Annotated in this window: 10 protein-coding genes; 1 reads left to right on the top strand and 9 read right to left on the bottom strand. The window is 46.8% G+C overall.

The window, feature by feature from the left end:
- Positions 1 to 45: 45 nt before the first annotated feature.
- Entirely contained in the window at positions 46 to 939 is an 894-nt protein-coding gene (locus GK108_RS13655) for a carbohydrate kinase family protein (RefSeq protein WP_163948948.1), read from the bottom strand.
- A 16-nt stretch (positions 940 to 955) separates the two neighbouring features.
- The gene (locus GK108_RS13650) at positions 956 to 2,278 is read right to left on the bottom strand and encodes a sugar porter family MFS transporter (protein WP_163948945.1); all 1,323 of its coding nucleotides are present in this window, start codon (positions 2,276 to 2,278) and stop codon (positions 956 to 958) included.
- Positions 2,279 to 2,837: 559 nt separating this feature from the next.
- Between GK108_RS13650 and GK108_RS13645 the strand changes: the two genes are divergently transcribed.
- On the top strand, positions 2,838 to 3,911 hold the full coding sequence (locus GK108_RS13645) for a fasciclin domain-containing protein (RefSeq protein ID WP_163948942.1): 1,074 nt from the start codon (positions 2,838 to 2,840) through the stop codon (positions 3,909 to 3,911).
- Between the two features lie 83 nt (positions 3,912 to 3,994).
- On the opposite strand, the gene GK108_RS13640 is transcribed toward GK108_RS13645, so the two are convergent.
- The 7 genes from GK108_RS13640 to fucP form a co-directional block, all read right to left on the bottom strand.
- Entirely contained in the window at positions 3,995 to 6,793 is a 2,799-nt protein-coding gene (locus GK108_RS13640) for a hybrid sensor histidine kinase/response regulator transcription factor (protein WP_163948940.1), read from the bottom strand.
- A 137-nt stretch (positions 6,794 to 6,930) separates the two neighbouring features.
- Complete coding sequence (locus GK108_RS13635) at positions 6,931 to 8,493, bottom strand: RagB/SusD family nutrient uptake outer membrane protein (RefSeq protein ID WP_163948938.1); 1,563 nt, start codon at positions 8,491 to 8,493, stop codon at positions 6,931 to 6,933.
- A gap of 37 nt (positions 8,494 to 8,530) precedes the next feature.
- Positions 8,531 to 11,761, bottom strand: a complete 3,231-nt coding sequence (locus GK108_RS13630) for a SusC/RagA family TonB-linked outer membrane protein (RefSeq protein ID WP_212592797.1) — start codon at positions 11,759 to 11,761, stop codon at positions 8,531 to 8,533.
- Between the two features lie 436 nt (positions 11,762 to 12,197).
- On the bottom strand, positions 12,198 to 12,971 hold the full coding sequence (locus GK108_RS13625; protein WP_163948935.1) for an SDR family oxidoreductase: 774 nt from the start codon (positions 12,969 to 12,971) through the stop codon (positions 12,198 to 12,200).
- A 49-nt stretch (positions 12,972 to 13,020) separates the two neighbouring features.
- Complete coding sequence (locus tag GK108_RS13620; protein ID WP_163948933.1) at positions 13,021 to 14,148, bottom strand: DUF4861 family protein; 1,128 nt, start codon at positions 14,146 to 14,148, stop codon at positions 13,021 to 13,023.
- A gap of 1 nt (position 14,149) precedes the next feature.
- Entirely contained in the window at positions 14,150 to 15,034 is an 885-nt protein-coding gene (gene kduI / locus GK108_RS13615; RefSeq protein WP_163948931.1) for a 5-dehydro-4-deoxy-D-glucuronate isomerase, read from the bottom strand.
- 214 nt (positions 15,035 to 15,248) lie between these two features.
- The gene (fucP, locus tag GK108_RS13610) at positions 15,249 to 16,511 is read right to left on the bottom strand and encodes an L-fucose:H+ symporter permease (protein ID WP_163948929.1); all 1,263 of its coding nucleotides are present in this window, start codon (positions 16,509 to 16,511) and stop codon (positions 15,249 to 15,251) included.
- Positions 16,512 to 16,540: the final 29 nt, after the last annotated feature.

The raw sequence follows: 16,540 nt of genomic DNA, 5'->3' as shown, positions 1-16,540 counted from the left end.
ATAACCAAAAAGATTTAAGAGTCTGGAATAAAATAAGTAGGCTAATTAGACGGCGGCCTCCCGCATGACGGTATTTACAATGAGCTCTTCCGAAAAAGCAGGCGTAGCGCCCTGCTGTGTAGCAACATAGGCCCCCGCAGCACAGGCGAATTCCAGAATTTTTTCCTGCGATTCGCCCTGCAAGGTTTTATACAGGAAAGCGGCCAGGAAAGCATCACCACTTCCAATAGTGTCGGCTACTTCGATTCGGTAACCGGCCTGGCTGTATAAACCGGTTTCGTCCAGCAAAACAGCCCCGTTTTCGCCCATCGTTACACAAAGTGTCTTGAGCTGATAGCGATCAACCAGTTGATGCATAGCACCGTGCAAATCATTTTCTTCTCCATACCAGGCCGATAACTCAATCAGCTCATATTCATTCAGCTTGGCAATGTGAGCCTGATATAACAATTCTTCTACGATTTCGCGGTCATAGTGCGGAGCGCGTAAATTAACATCGAACACTTTCCGGGGTGCCACTGCGAGTAAGGCTAGCAGTGTTTCGCGGGTTTGTGGGCTACGGGCCGCCAGACTTCCATATACAAAAAGATCACTCTGCTGCACAGCTTTGAGCATGCCCGGCACCAACTGGATATAATCCCAGGCCACTGGCTGCACAATTTTGTAGGTCACCTCATTGCAATCTGAAACATTCGCTTTAGCCACGCCCGTCAGGTGAGAATGGCCGATCTGGACTAAATCGAGCGGAATCTTCTTTGTGCTCAGGAAGTCCAGTAACTCCCGCCCCAGCTCATCGCTACCTACCCGGCTGATCATTTGCGCGTTGAGGTTAAAATTCCGAAGGTCGGCCGCTACGTTCATAGGCGCTCCACCGGGTTGTTTACTGGTTGGGAGCACATCCCACAGGATCTCACCAAAGCAAGTGATGGTCTGATTCATGGTACAAAAAGATGGATTAATGAACGACAAATGTTTTTTCAATCTGCTCCAGACTGGTGCCTTTGGTTTCAGGCATTAGCCGCAGCACGAACAGTAATTGCAGTACCATCATGACGGTGAAGAACAGGAAGGTATTACCACCGCCTAACTTCTCGGCCAGATACGGGAAGGTGAACGTAATGATAGCCGCCATCAGCCAGTGGGTGAAGCTGCCTAATGCCTGACCACTGGCCCGTACTTCATTCGGAAAAATTTCAGAAATAAATACCCAGATAACGGCACCCTGCGAGAAACCGAAGAAAGCGATATAACCAAATAGCAGGAACGGCACGGTCATCCCGCTGAAATCATGCACATAAAAAGCCCGCGCCACCAACGCCAGCGTAACAATCAATCCAACAGAGCCAACCTTCATTAACGTACGTCGGCCAAAGCGATCGATCAGATTAAGCGAAATGAGCGTAAAAATGAGATTGATCAGTCCAATCCCGGCCGACGACAACAGTGCTGAGCTTTTGCCCAGACCCGTCATTTCAAAAATGCGGGGAGCGTAGTAAATGATCGCATTGATGCCCGACACCTGATTAAATACGGCAAACAGTACGGCAAGCATAACGGGCGTACTATACTGCTTCGAAAAAAGCCGGGCATTTTTGGGTTGATCAACCTGTTGCTGTAAAGCGAACAATGTGTCCTCTGCCGTTTCCGGATCAATCATGTTGAGTACGTCTCGTGCTTCGGCCACATTACCTTTCTCCAGTAGCAGCCAGCGGGGGCTCTCAGGAATGTTCAATACCGCAATCAGGAAAATCAACGATGGTAATGCCTGAACCCCCAGCATCCAGCGCCAGGCGTCATCGCCCAGCCCCTGTAACAGGAAATTAGACAGATAGGCGATCAGAATCCCCAGTACCACATTAAACTGGAACAGGGCCACCAGCCGCCCGCGCGACTTCGCGGGTGAAATTTCGGTGATGTACATCGGAGCCGCGACGGACGATGCTCCCACACCCAGACCACCCAAAAACCGGAACACTAGAAAAAGTACCCATTTTGTAGCCAGCGCCGTACCAATTGAAGCTGCCAGATAGAGTACAGCAATCCAGAACAAGGTTTTCTTTCGGCCAATCTGCTGCGTAGGAATCCCTCCCAGCATAGAACCGAGTACGGTTCCGATGAGCGCAATAGAAACCGTAAGTCCGTGTTCCCAGACCGTAAGTCCCCACAGCGATTGCAGCGACTGCTCTACTCCTGAAATAACGGCGGTATCGAATCCGAACAGAAATCCGCCCAAAGCGGCTGTAATCGACCAAAAGAAAATTCGTTGTTTTTGCCTCATTGTCTGACTTAACTAAATAGGATTCTTCCCCATTTGTCAGTCAAACGTACGAGCATGGCTATAGAACAGCTTTTAAGATTCGTTCAAATAATTTCAAATTAGAAGGAAAAGATAATCATTTCACTATCAGAGACTTAGCAAGAAAAAGAAAATCCATGCTTTCTGTTTTGTTACGTCTTTTTTACATTTTGTTTCATCGCTAAACCAGCGGCTCAGGTTTACATTCCTATAGATCCGGCAAATAGTGCAATAGACCCTATCGAGAATAACAACTCATCATTGTTACCCAACTACTGCAAATGCGTTCTTGTCCCGTTCAATCAGTAATTTTCCTTTGACGAAATAGAAACTTTGACAGCTAAATAATACATAACCAACCGTTTAATCGATAAAGCACCCAGATTTACACTTTGTCATCGAGAAATCAGAATACGTTGATCAACACAACATCCTCCACCTATTTGAGTTTTTTTATGTGAAGCCTTGTTGGTAGCCAGACAAAATAGGCCATTAACAATATGCTATTTGTTCTATCTGTTCATTTAAATTTACTCAACCTATGAACAAGTCAATTAAGACATACTTCCGACAGAGTATGTTTCTGTTCATTTTCGCAGCATCCCCATTCCTTTTCAGCTGTTCAAACGAAACACCAGACCCAGACAATGGCTCTGGCACAACACCACCGGGCTCCGGCACCTCAACAACACCCGGCTCTGGTACCTCAACAACTCCGGGATCTGGTACGTCAACAAACCCCGGTACTGGTACTGCTGTCGTCGTTTCCACTACTGCATACATTGGCCAAACAAGTAATCTGAATTTTCTGGAAGCTGCTATAGCCCGAGCGGGACTGGCCAGTGAGTTTGACAAAGGGAACCTAACTGTTTTTGCTCCGTCAGACGACGCGTTCAAAGCAGCAGGCTATGCCAACGAAGCCGCTGTTTCTGCCGCTCCCGTTGCCGATCTGCAACGTATTTTAAAATACCACATCCTTAATTCACGTATCGACCAATCGGCGATTCCGACGGCAGTTAATACGGTATATCAGACGGATTTGGCTGACAACCAAATTTCCGTTTATAAGACGAGCATGTCGGATATTAGTGTTAATGATGCTAAAATCATTCAGGGCGATAACCCAACTACCAATAGTGTAGTACACATTATTAACAAGGTGTTGGCTCCGGCAACAGTCAACATTACATCGCTGGTGAAAAGTAATAGTAATCTTTCGTTGCTGGCGGCTGCTATCGACCGCGCTGGATCAAGCGTTCAGGATGCTCTGAACAAGAGTACCCAAAACGGTTATACGGTTTTTGCGCCAACAAATGACGCCTTTAAAACAGCCGGTTATGCTGATGAAGCAGCTATCAAAGCGGCTGACCAGAAAAAACTGGCCGATCTATTACTTTATCACGTACTGAACTACCGTGCCTACGCACAGACGTTCCAGAACGGAGCCGATATCGTGACAGCTCAGGGCGCTAGCATTCGGACGAACGTAAGTAGTGGCAAGGTAACCATACTGGGTAAAGGTAATGGTAATAATGCCGCCAATGTTACCCAGCCCGATATGGTAGCCTCTAACGGGGTAGTCCATATTATCGACAGAGTGTTGCTGGCTCAATAGTCAGCTCTAGGAAACGACCAATAGCAGGAACCCCATCTGGCCAGATGGGGTTCTTTTTTTATGATCCTACGTCGGCACTTATGCTACGTGCTAAGAGCCGATTTTCTGTATTCCGATGGCGTTTTCTGCGTGTGCTGTTTAAAGAACGTAGTGAAGTAGGCTGGTGAGCTAAAACCGGTTTCGTAGGCGATTTCAGCCATTGGTTTGGTCGTCTCCTTCAACAGGTACTTAGCTTTTTTCAGGCGGATTTCGGCCAGATAATCGATAACGTTCATATCGAGTAACGCCTGTACTTTTCGGTATAACTGAACACGGGAAAGCCCCATGTCGCGGCTTAGTTTTTCAACGCCAAAGGCAGGATCTGTCAGGTTTTGCTCAATTAGTGCTGTTAGCTCATTTAAAAATTTCTTCTCCTGCCGATTGCTTGACTGCGGCAGTAAATCGGACGAGTAACGTCGTTGCCATTTAGCCCGGTTAGCCAGTGTTGTCCGAAGCGTTTCAGTCAGAAATGTCAGGTTAAATGGTTTGGTCAGATAAGCATCGGCCCCCGCCCGCGTTCCTTCGATCCGATTGTCAATCTGACCTTTTGCGGTTAACAGAATGACTGGAATATGCGATGTTCGTAAATCCGATTTAATACGTTGCGTCAGTTGGAAGCCGTCTATTCCTGGGAGCATCACATCGCTGACAATAATGTCTGGAATTGTCTCCAAGGCTCGCTCCCAACCCTTTTCGCCCGACTCTTCCGTAACCACATCAAATTCACTCCCAAGCTGCCCAGCCAGAAACGTTTTTAATTCATCGTTATCTTCAACGATCAGTACAGTTCCAGCCGGTGGCGACGTAACAGACAATGGCTCGACTGTTACGTCCTCATCTACCTCAACCACCATCATCGGGCGATGGGTAGCCCCTGTAGGGTTAGCAAGCATCGGCATTTCGTCGGGCGTCAGATGCTGATTGCCAAGAGGAAGTAAAATAGTAAATGTTGTCCCTTCACCTTTTGCCGACCGAACGCTGATATCGCCCTGATGGAGCTGAATAAACTCCATCGACAGTGCCAGTCCCAACCCTTTTCCCAGACTAAATGGTTTGGTGCCGCTAAAAAATAAATCAAAAGCATGCTCCCGTTCCTCCGGCGTCATTCCCTCCCCGTTATCCTCTACCTGGATTTTCACCTGTGCTCCTACTACGTCTAACCGAACATGAATCCGCCCGCCTTTAGGTGTGTATTTGAAGGCATTCGACAGCAGGTTAAACAGTACTTTGTCCAGCTTTTCGCCATCAAACCAAACCGGCAGATAAGGCTGACTGGTCAAAAACTGCAAATCAATCCGCTGCTTTTCTGCCTTGCGTTTAAAATCTGTTACGACTTCTCCCACAAAAGCGACCAAATCCTGCTCCGATGCAAACAAACGTTGTTTGCCTGCGTCTGTTTTTCGTAAATCCAGCATCTGATCAATCAACCGTAACAGGCGATATGCATTTTTCTGAATTAGAGCGAGACTACTTTTGAGCTGGTGTGGATTGATCGTTTTTTTACTGAGCAGGTCTTCGGTTGGTGTTAAAATCAGGCTTAAGGGCGTATTGAACTCGTGCGATATGTAGGAGTAAAATCGTAATTTTTCTTCTGTAGCCAGCCGGGCCTGCTGCGATACTGCTTCGATTTTATCTTTCTGATCAAGTATTTCCTGATTTTGTTTTTCCAGAATTCGATAAGCCGTCTGCTTTTCACGAATCAAATAAAAAGCCCAGCCAGCCAGCAGAATAACCCCAATGAGGCAGGCCAGGGTTAAATAGAGCGTATTCTTTTGAGACGAATACGTCTGTGTTAATGTATCGATTTGCTGTATCTGGGCTGCTATATCGGCCTGCTGTTCACTGATTTTCTGATTCTGCAACTTCATGATCCGCACGTTCGACGAATCGATGAGCGTAATAGGCAACCGATTTTCGCGTTTGAATGGGCGCTTTTCCAAGATGGCTATGGCGGTGCGAATCGCTTCTTTGCCACCTGTTGGGTAGAGGACCGTAGCACTCAGTATACCACGCTCTACCAGATCAATACCTTCATTCTTGCCGGGCAACCCATCAACGCCTATTATCTTAACTTTTCCTTCAAGTCCCGCCTGTCGACAAACTTTATACGCTTTAAGCGCCGTCCGGTCATTTTGAGCAAAAATAAGTTGCACGCCTGGCTCTGTACGTAGTAACCGGGTTAGCTTTTCCGAAAAAGACTGTTTATCCCAATCCCCTTCCAGTCGGGTCAGAAGCTTTACGTTTGGATAACGACTAATCGCTTCCACAAACCCCCGATGCCGGTCAATATCGGCTGATGAACCCGGCGACTCGCCTATTTCGACAATTGAACCGACCCGGTTTAACAAGGAACTCGCATACAAACCAGCAGTACGCCCAACCTCTACATTGTCGGCTCCAACATAAGCTGTATACTGGTCGGAGGCCGTACGTCTGTCTACAATTACAACCGGTATCCGATGCTGATAGGCTTTCTCTACGATCGGGGTAATAGGAAGGGCTGCGTTAGGCGACACGATAAGAAGATCGACCGCCTGATCAATCAACTCCTGAATTTGTTCACTTTGCTTCTCACTTTGCCCGTTTGCGTTTTTAACCAGGAAATCGATCTCTGGATTAAAGGACAATTCCCGGCGCATATCGTCCAGCATGGTCCGTCGCCAACTATCGGCTTCTGTCCGCTGCGAAAATCCAATACGGAATGTTTTTTCTTCTTTGTCCGACGCACAACTGATCAGCAGGAATAAGCCACACAGACCTACTGCCAGACAGCCAGTAGGTCGTAGCCACTTTCCAAAAACAGATAAGAGAAAAACCGGCAGTTTGCGAGTGAGAAGATTCATTAATGAGATACCGTATTCTTGTACATACCAAAGATAATGTATGCCTTTTTTTCTTACAAAACAAGTGGTATCCCTTATACGCACAAAGGCTCGTTCCAAACCGGAACGAGCCTTTGTGCGTATTTTCCTGTACTGGATTAGTTTGGATAGCCCGGATTCTGTGGTTTCAGATTCGGATTATTCAGCATTTCCTGTCTTGGTAGTGGTAACAGTAAATGTTTTTCTTCCAGCGCTTTGTTGGTGCTCAGGTTAACGTGGCCTACGAAGTTGTCGAATCCATTCGTTTTCTCGTTGAACACTTTACGCAGACGAACCATATCAAACCAGGTTAACTGCTCGTAGCACAACTCAAACCAACGTTCACGCCATACAGCCTCCCGGAATGTAGCCTGGCTGTAAGTACCTAATGCAGGCGTTGTTAACTGTGCCCGATCACGTACACGCTTCAATGCATCATAAGCCGCCTGGATAGGTCCGCCTACTTCATTTTGCGCTTCAGCATACAACAGTAACGTTTCAGCGTAACGAATCTGTGGTACATTAAGGTTGTTCAGACGAGTTCCCGGAACACCGAACGTACCGTTAGCTGTACGGTTAAAGTGTTTGAACACGTAAGGACCACCTAAATCAAATCGAGCACCTGTACCGTTCGTAAAGTAGGTAGTGTAAAAATACCCTTCCTGATCTTTCGTACGGCGGTCGCCTTTTTCGAACGAGTTATAGAACGACAGCGTTGGCACTGAACTTCCAGTTCCTGTTGGCCCGTTGTAGTTGATCGGCTTAAAGTTACCATAGAAGTTATCCATTGGGTTACTGGCCACAAGCGAGTTATACTGGAGCATAAAAAGGTGTTCAACGCGGTTTTTGGTGCTTTCGCTATGAACCTCTTCGTACGTATTGAATAAATTAATTGTCGATGGATTGGCATTGGCATACGTAATAACCTCAAAGGCTTTGTCGGCCGCGAGTTTATAGTACGACGCTCCTTTGTTCAACGGAGCACCGGCCATTGTCAGATACACTTTAGCCAGTTGCGTTTTTACAGCAGCCAGGTTAACCCGACCACTAACATCCATCCAGGACAGGCCAGCGGCTTCAGCAGCCTGCAGGTCTTCTACAATTAGCTTATAGATTTCCTCAGAACTTACCCGAGCTGGCTGAAAATCCTGAGAAGTTGCCGTCTGAGGTTTAGTAATTAAAGGGATATCGCCCCACAAACGCACCGCCGTAAAATAGGCCGTAGCGCGCAGGAATCGAGTTTCACCCAAAATCTTTTTCTTCTGAGCTTCATCCATTGGCGTAATGGCAGGTACTCGGTCCAGTACCTGATTCGCCTGAGCAATAACCCGGTACAACCCATTCCAGTAGTTGACAACATGAATAGTGTTACCATCATGTGACATACTATAGAGGTTGTTCAAATCCGAGTTCTGAGCGGTCTCCGTTGTGGATGTACCTGTCATCGCTTCCAGCAACTGCCAGTTGGACGAGAAGATACCAGCCCCATCCCCCATATACCGCAAGCTGGCATAGACAGAAGCCAGTGCTGCTTCAGCATGGTCGGGAATGGTATAGAAACTATCGCTAGTCAGGTTGGAAGGTGCTTTTTCTTCCAGAAATTCAGAGCAGCCAACGGGCCCTACCATGACGGCCCCGCAAAGCAGTGTTCTGGTTATTGTTTTTATTACTGCAGATCGCATGATTAAAGTCGTTCGAGTTAAGATGATTGCTCAAGGTTTAGAATCCTACCTGTAAGCCCAGCATATAGGTTGTAGGTTTCGGATAGTTGTGCCAGATCATACCCTGCGAGAAAGCACTGTTGCCATCGCCCTGGTTGGTTGGCGTTACCTCCGGATCTCCAATGATTGGATCATCCACTAACAGGAAGAAGTTCTGCACCGTAGCGTAGAAACGCAGACGGCTCAGTTTTAGACGGCTGGTTACATCCGACGGGATCGTATAACCTACCAATAGGTTACGTCCACGGAGGAACGAACCATCTTTGATCCAGTGGCTATCTACGTTTGTTACGTAACCAGCCCGTGTTTCCCGAATTTCGGCGATTGGCGTGTTCTGGTTGGTTGGCGTCCAGGCGTTTAACACTGATTTATAGCTGTTAGCAATCGCCTGACGGTCTTCGCTTGGGTGCAGGTTCATCAGCATAACGTCGTTACCATACATAAACTGAAGTTCGAGCGTAGCGTCCAGATTTTTGTAACGGAATGTGTTCGTCAGAGCACCCCAGCCTTTCGGGCTACCGTTACCGATAATGCTACGGTCTGCATCCGTAATGGCCTTATCGCCGTTAACATCAAGGTATTTGATGTCGCCAGGCAGAATCGTCAGGTTGTTCCGGTAGCTGGTAAACTTAGCCGCTTCTTCACGCTCAGCTTCACTCCAGGTGCCCAGACGAGTTAATCCCCAGAACGAACCTACTGGCTCACCGACACGGATTACGTTAGTTGGGTTCGTAAAGTTAGGACCACCCACGTTAAAGATATCAGATGGTGTAGCCAGAGACAATACTTTGTTGCGGTTCAGCGAAATGTTGAAGCTTGTGTTCCAGGTGAAACCACCACGGTCGATATTGACGGTATTCAAGCCAAATTCGAAGCCCTGGTTTTGCATCGATCCAACGTTCCGACGAATGGTTCCGTAACCACTGGTACGAGGAACAGGTGCATCAAGAAGCATGTCAGTCGTTAAGCGATAGTAGTAGTCAGCTTCCAGATTGATACGTCCTTTAAACAAACCGATTTCCAAACCAACGTCGGTCTGAGCCGTTTTTTCCCAACGTAGATCGGGGTTAGCCAAACGGTCGATACCTGTTCCACCAATCCGCGTATCGTTATAGATGGTCGAGTAGTTCGAGCTAAGCAGAGCCAGCGACGTATAAGGGGGAATTTCTGAGTTACCCGTTAAACCATAGCTGGTACGTAGCTTCATGTTCGAGATAACCGGATTCGTTTTCAGGAACGGCTCTTCCGATACACGCCAAGCCAGAGCGGCCGATGGGAAGAACGCAAATTTGTGGTTCGCACCGAACTTAGACGATCCGTCAGCACGACCCGTTACGGTTAACAGGTATTTGTCATGCAGGCTATAATTGATCCGACCAAAGTACGAGTTGAAGGCAAACCGCGAAGCACCTGAACCAACCTGTGGGTTAACCGACCCTGCTCCGAGGTTATTATAACCGAAGTAGTCAGTCGCAAAGTTGTTAACCGTAGCACTCATGTTAAAGATGTTCGTCTCCTGCCACGATATACCCAACAGTCCTGTGAAGTTGTGAGCCGTACCGATCTGTTTGTTATAGGTCAGGTAGTTCTCCAACGACCAGAAACTTTCTTTCCGATAGCGAGCGGCTGCGTTACCCAAACTTCCGGGGTTCAGCACGCGGGTCTGATATTCATCATTTTCCTGGGTCTGGATATTTACCCCAAACACCGTACGCATTTCAAGCCCTTTCGCCAAGCTAAGGTTCGTATATAAGCTACCCAGCGTCGTTTGCGTGTTCAGGATGAAACGACGATCATCCAAACGAATAGCCGAACTGAAGGTTCCTTCGGCGTTTGGATAGTCGCGGTTATTGGCATACGTACCATCAGCATACTTAACGGGTAAGAAGGGGAAGTCTTCAACCATCTGCCGGGCAACCGCATCGTTAATATCGACAAGGTTTTCGCTTTGGTTGTTGTAGCTTAACGTACCACCAATTTTCAGCCATTTTTTCACCTGATCGTCAATCGTGAAGCGAGTCGAATAGCGTTTCAGATACGATGTTCTGATCAGACCTTCATCATTCCGATACCCTAAAGAAAGTGAATACTGCGTGCGTTCATTACCACCGCTGAATCCTAACTGATGGTTTTGAGACAGTTTGTTTTGCGTAGCCTCCTTGAACCAATCGGTATCATACAGCGGGTTCAGATTCGCATCGAAAACACCTGGAAACTTGGCGCTATACGCTCTTCTTCTGGCGATAGGATCCAGATAGGTGTATTTACCAGACCCCCAACCAGCTGGGTCATATTTTGCGATGTTCTTATAGGCAAGATCTTCAACAGCCAGATATTCGCGAGCGTTCAGCACCTGGGGCCGGTTTGGTCCAATGGTGTTTACGCTAAAGTCGGCATTATACGTAACCTGACCTTCGCCAGCTTTCCCTTTTTTGGTTGTTACGAGAATAACACCGTTAGCACCACGAGCACCATAAATAGCGGTCGACGAAGCATCTTTTAACACCTCGATCGAGACGATATCGTTGGGGTTGATGTAATCGATAGCCGAGCTAAACTGGTTTTGTGTTCCTTGTGGAAGCATTACACCATCCACTACGTAGAGTGGGTTGTTCGATGAGTTAATCGAGCTAAATCCACGAATACGTACCGTAGTACGTCCACCCGGGCGACCTGAGTTAGTATTTACCTGAACCCCCGGCATACGACCAGAAAGAGCCTGGTTCAGCGAAGGAGCTGGCCGCTCCATCAACTGCTCGGTTTTAATGGTACTTACGGCACCCGTTAAGTCCGACTTACGGGCTGTACCGTAACCAATAACAACAATCTCATCCAGCACCTTATTATCGGCTTTCAGCGATACATCGAGAGATGACTGCGCACCAACTTTAACCTCCTGAGCCAAATAGCCCACAAACGAAAAAACTAACGTAGCGTCATTGTTTGGAACATCCAGTTTGTAACGCCCATCAGAATCTGTAACCGTACCACGCTGTGTTCCTTTTACGATAACACTAACCCCTGGTAACCCTGAATTCGTTTCGTCTGTAACCCGACCTGTTATTGTTCTGTCAGCAACAGCAGTGGTCAGGTTAATAGACGGCATGCCCGGAGCGGGCGCTGTAGTCGCAAACGATAGCGAACTACCCATCATAAAAACGAGGCTTAATACATAGGAGGGCCTCACAGTCCTCACAAGCGAAGCTTGTGGGTGTAAAAGTTTTTGCATAAAGTTCCAACCGTTACTAACGGTCTGTTTAGGTTTGAACAATGTAAGCAATGAATGATTGAACCTTCGGTGTAAGAAATACTTAATGCCTCCGAACTACTCGTCTGAAATTAAAATTTTTTAAGAAATTTTTAAGCCTTGTTTAATAGTTATACTAACTACCTTTCCTATCAGCTGATTTTCAATATTTTATATAAATTTAGATATATCAATTTGTCTCTATATTAGATTTTTTACAAGAAAATAGTGGGTATAAACTATTAACAAAATTGTTTACTTCGATGTAGAAAGCCATTTATTAAGCGACAAATTCATCAAAACTCCGTATAGAGATAGCCTAACTCGATTTGATTAGTAGTTTGAGATAGTACTATTTACTTACAAAAAAGCCCGGCAATTGCCAGGCTCTCCAGTTATTGTTCTTAAAAAAGTGTGTTTATCGTCCCATCCAGCCACCGTCAACCGTTAAAACAGTGCCATGCACGTAGCTGGCAGCCGATGAGGCCAAAAAGACAACTGGGCCTTTGAAATCCTCGGGTTCGCCCCATCGAGCCGCCGGAATCCGGGCCAGAATTGATTGACTACGTACCGGGTCGTTACGTAGTGCTTCTGTATTGTCGGTCGAAATATAACCTGGCGCAATGGCGTTCACATTTACACCTTTCGAAGCCCATTCGTTGGCAAAGGCTTTTACTAAACTGCCAATAGCACCCTTACTGGCAGCGTAGCCTGGTACGTTAATTCCTCCCTGAAACGTTAACAACGAGGCAGTGAAAATAACGTTACCGCTACCTCTTGCTACCATGTCTCTGCCAAATTCACGAGTCAAAATAAACGGAGCAGTCTGATTAATGGCAATCACCTCATCCCAATACTCATCGGGGTGTTCGGCAGCAGGCTTGCGGAGAATAGTACCAGCATTATTAACCAGAATATCGATAACGGGATGATCTTTTTTTACCTGCTCAATAAATGCCTGAATAGCTTCTCGTTTTGCAAAATCAGCCTGATACGCATAGAATTTACGACCCACTTTCGCCACTGATTCAGCAACGGCGCTACCCGACAATTCAAGATTGGCCGAAACTCCGATGATATCGGCACCAGCCTCAGCCAGTGCTTCGGCCATCGCTTTGCCAATACCTCGTTTGCAGCCCGTTACCAACGCCGTTTTACCAACTAACGAAAAAGAATTGAGTACAGAAGTCATGTAAATGTTAGTTATTGTCAGGTTGGTTTTTACCAAACCAATCGCACTTTTATTTCCCAGCCTGTATGATCAGGGGCTTTTTCAACTGATTGGCAAATTCATGCAGATAGTCAAACCAGGCTTCGCTGGATGTAATCAGGCCTGCTTTGTCCCAGGCTCCCCCATTGTAATACACCATATCGGCATGTGATTTCACAGTCAGTTTTGCCAATCCGTGTTCATACTTACGTAGCATTGACACTGGGCTAGCAGGAAAAACGCAGCCGACCCCAATTGTACCATCTTTACCATGCGTTGGTTCCCAATAGCCCAGCACGCCATTTTTTTCATCCAGCAACAGTGGACTTTGTTCTTTACGCAACGTAATACCAACCACCATCGGTAAATTCCGGGGGGCATCATGATCAACGTGTACCTGTATTTTGCTCAGTTGCGAACCGGCATCCAACGAAATCGTCTTTGTTTCCTTGACCGTAATACCATTAAACATATACGGATCGTACGTAACACGAAATGTTGACCGTAGTGGTCCATTATCCAGCACGCTCCAGTTCCTGTAGTTATGAATGTATTGGATGGAATCGTTCAGAAACACGCCTATATCGCCAGCCCCAAGCGTTAACCCAACATGGTAATAATCCAGGCCTTCTCCATGATCTTTATGGTAATCGTTTTGCTTATACCATTTATTCAGGATCAATGCGTCAGTCCGTTTCGCCCAGATATCAGAACCGTACGCATTATCGGAACGGCCGTTTAGCGCAGCCCCATAAATGCGAAAAGCAACCCGGTCGTTCTCCCACGCAAAATCGTCGTAGCGTTCAGGAACGTAGCGGCAGTAGGTTTTGGGTTCTACCGGAGCAGGTTTTCCCCGACGTAAGGCCAGGCGAATGGTCTGCTTGGGATCAATAGAGACCTGAACCAATAGGTTTTTGATTTCTTTTTCACCCCGATGTTCTAACTGATAAGCAACTTCCTGGCCCGTTTCTGTCTGAACCACCTGAAGCATCGCCGTATCGACCTGCGCATAGGCGGCTTTAACCGTTTTCCAGGGAATTTCAACTACGGTCTGTTTTAAGGACGTAGCGCCCGGATTGGTAATACGTATGGTCGCATTCTGAGCAACCGACTCCGTAACAAGAGCTGTTAGGATACTTAGTACAATGAATACTCTCATCCTATTTCAGATCCGTTATTGCGCAGAAGTCCATATCACCATAGTCGAGATTTTCGCCTGCCATACCCCAGATAAACGTGTAGTTAGACGTACCGGCGCCGGAATGAATCGACCAGTTGGGCGAAATAACAGCCTGCTCATTCTGCATCCAGATATGGCGGGTTTCCTGAGGCTGGCCCATAAAATGACACACGGCCTGCCCCTCTGGTACTTCAAAATAAAAGTAGACTTCCATTCGGCGGTCATGGGTATGCGCCGGCATTGTGTTCCAGACACTACCGGTTTTGAGTTCAGTCATCCCCATTTGCAGCTGGCAGGTAGGCAATACACTGTTCACAATCAATTTATTAATTGTCCGGTGATTCGAGGTCCCTAACGTGCCAAGCTCAACCACTTCAGCATCTTCTCTCGATACCTTGCGCGTTGGATAAGCATGCGTAGCCGGAGTAGAATTCAAATAAAATTTAGCTGGGGACTCCGAATCATACGATATAAACTGAACATCGCGGGTACCCTGACCTATGTATAAAGCCTCTTTGTAATCGAGGTCATACGCTACGCCATCGGCAACAACGCGTCCGCTTCCGCCCACGTTAATAATACCCAACTCTCTACGTTCCAGAAAATACTGGGCCTTTAACTGGTCGGGCGTATCTAACGTAACGGGGCCATCTACCGGCATAATACCTCCCGTTAAATAGCGGTCAAAAAAAGAAAGAACCCATCGAAACTGGTCGGCAACAAACACGTTTTCAATCAGGAAATTTTCCCGCAGTTGCTCGGTATTCATTCCCTTTACTTCATTGGGAGAGGTTGCATATCGGCTGGAAAAAGCCGTTTTTCTATTAATTTGATTATCAGTGCTTATAGTCTGTTCTGTTTGCATACAGGTATTGATTGTCTGCGAGTTATGTAGAGGGCCTTCTGAGTAGTCTGTTCTATAGGGACTACGTAGTGTATCTAATCTTGTAACGAATAGTAGTATGAAACAGTCTACTTTAGCGAATCGATACCCTTCGTAGCCAAAATAAACCGCTCTATTTTGATCAATCGCTACATAACAGGCTAAAAACCCAAGTTCATTGTTATTTCCGGGCGATTTATTTCACCTTATAGAATCTGGCTCCGAATAGAAAAATAACGGCATAGCAGATAATAGGGAGATAATAAGCCGACGCTACGTCCTTGTCCGCAATCTGGCCCATGATTGGCGGAAATAAAGCCCCACCAACAACCCCCATCACAATAAACGAAGAAGCCTGCTGGGTTTTGTCGCCCATATCTTTCAGGCCCAGGCTAAAAATAGTCGGGAACATGATACTGAAGAAAAAGTTAAGCATCAGCAATGCCCCAAACGATACCCAGCCCGCACTTTGGGCAATGATCAGACACATAATAATGTTTCCCAGTGCAAAACCGGCCAGCAGTTTATTAGGCGCAATAAACCGCATCAGATACGTTCCGGCAAATCGACCGATCATCATCATGACCATACTCAGGGCAAAATAGTACGCTGCCTTTTCCGCATCAAAGCCCATTTTTTCAACACCGTAGTTAATGAAGAATGCCCAGGTTCCACCCTGCGCGGCCGTATTAAAAAGCTGCGCAATAACGGCCCATATGAAATGTGACCGCTGAAATAATCCTTTAGGCTGTTGTAAATCGGCAGGTGTTGTCGGAACGGCATATGAATCGGCTTCAGCATCAATCGCATGAGCATCCTGAACAGGAGGCACCTTAACAAACGAAAAAGCAATCGCGATACTCAGAATCACCGATCCGATAACCACATAGAGCGTTTTAACCGATTCCAGATCATTTGAATGCTCCTGCCCCCCTCGCAGAATGAAATAGCCACCAATCAGCGGCCCGACAACGGCGCCCACCCCATTGAACGACTGCGCAAAATTGATACGCTGATCGCTGGTGCGCTGATCGCCTAACCCCGCTACAAATGGGTGGGCAACGGCTTCGAGCGTAGCCAGACCACACGCTAATATGAATAAAGCAATTCTAAAAAAACCGAACGACTCTGCATTGGCAGCAGGTACAAACAGAAACGCGCCGATTGCGTAGAGCCCTAAGCCAAGCAAAACACCATTTTTATAGCCGAACCGCTTCATAAACAAACCGGCTGGAATGCCCATAACAGCATAAGCCCCAAAAATCGAAAACTGCACCAGACCCGACTGCGCTTTTGATACGTGTAGTACGTTCTGAAAATGCCGGTTTAGTACGTCGCCCATGGTAATAGCAATTCCCCACAGCATAAACAATGAGGTTACAAACACGAGCGTTACGAGGTATTTTTTTTCCGTAAAAGCAGCTGGCTTCAGTGAGCCTGCCGAGGTAGTTGCCTGCATAAGTATAGGTTAATAAGTACAGTTCAGCA

It is taken from the genome of Spirosoma terrae, assembly GCF_010435915.1.
In the GTDB taxonomy this organism is placed as follows: Bacteria; Bacteroidota; Bacteroidia; order Cytophagales; family Spirosomataceae; genus Spirosoma; species Spirosoma terrae.
The sequence above is the reverse complement of the archived record's forward strand: the minus strand, read 5'-3'. Positions and strand labels throughout refer to the sequence as shown.

Excerpts from the sequence above, each read along its gene's own strand:
- GK108_RS13655 (WP_163948948.1), bottom strand. The coding sequence starts at position 939 with ATGAATCAGACCATCACTTGCTTTGGTGAGATCCTGTGGGATGTGCTC.
- GK108_RS13650 (WP_163948945.1), bottom strand. The coding sequence starts at position 2,278 with ATGAGGCAAAAACAACGAATTTTCTTTTGGTCGATTACAGCCGCTTTG.
- GK108_RS13645 (WP_163948942.1), top strand. The coding sequence starts at position 2,838 with ATGAACAAGTCAATTAAGACATACTTCCGACAGAGTATGTTTCTGTTC.
- GK108_RS13640 (WP_163948940.1), bottom strand. The coding sequence starts at position 6,793 with ATGAATCTTCTCACTCGCAAACTGCCGGTTTTTCTCTTATCTGTTTTT.
- GK108_RS13635 (WP_163948938.1), bottom strand. The coding sequence starts at position 8,493 with ATGCGATCTGCAGTAATAAAAACAATAACCAGAACACTGCTTTGCGGG.
- GK108_RS13630 (WP_212592797.1), bottom strand. The coding sequence starts at position 11,761 with ATGCAAAAACTTTTACACCCACAAGCTTCGCTTGTGAGGACTGTGAGG.
- GK108_RS13625 (WP_163948935.1), bottom strand. The coding sequence starts at position 12,971 with ATGACTTCTGTACTCAATTCTTTTTCGTTAGTTGGTAAAACGGCGTTG.
- GK108_RS13620 (WP_163948933.1), bottom strand. The coding sequence starts at position 14,148 with ATGAGAGTATTCATTGTACTAAGTATCCTAACAGCTCTTGTTACGGAG.
- kduI (WP_163948931.1), bottom strand. The coding sequence starts at position 15,034 with ATGCAAACAGAACAGACTATAAGCACTGATAATCAAATTAATAGAAAA.
- fucP (WP_163948929.1), bottom strand. The coding sequence starts at position 16,511 with ATGCAGGCAACTACCTCGGCAGGCTCACTGAAGCCAGCTGCTTTTACG.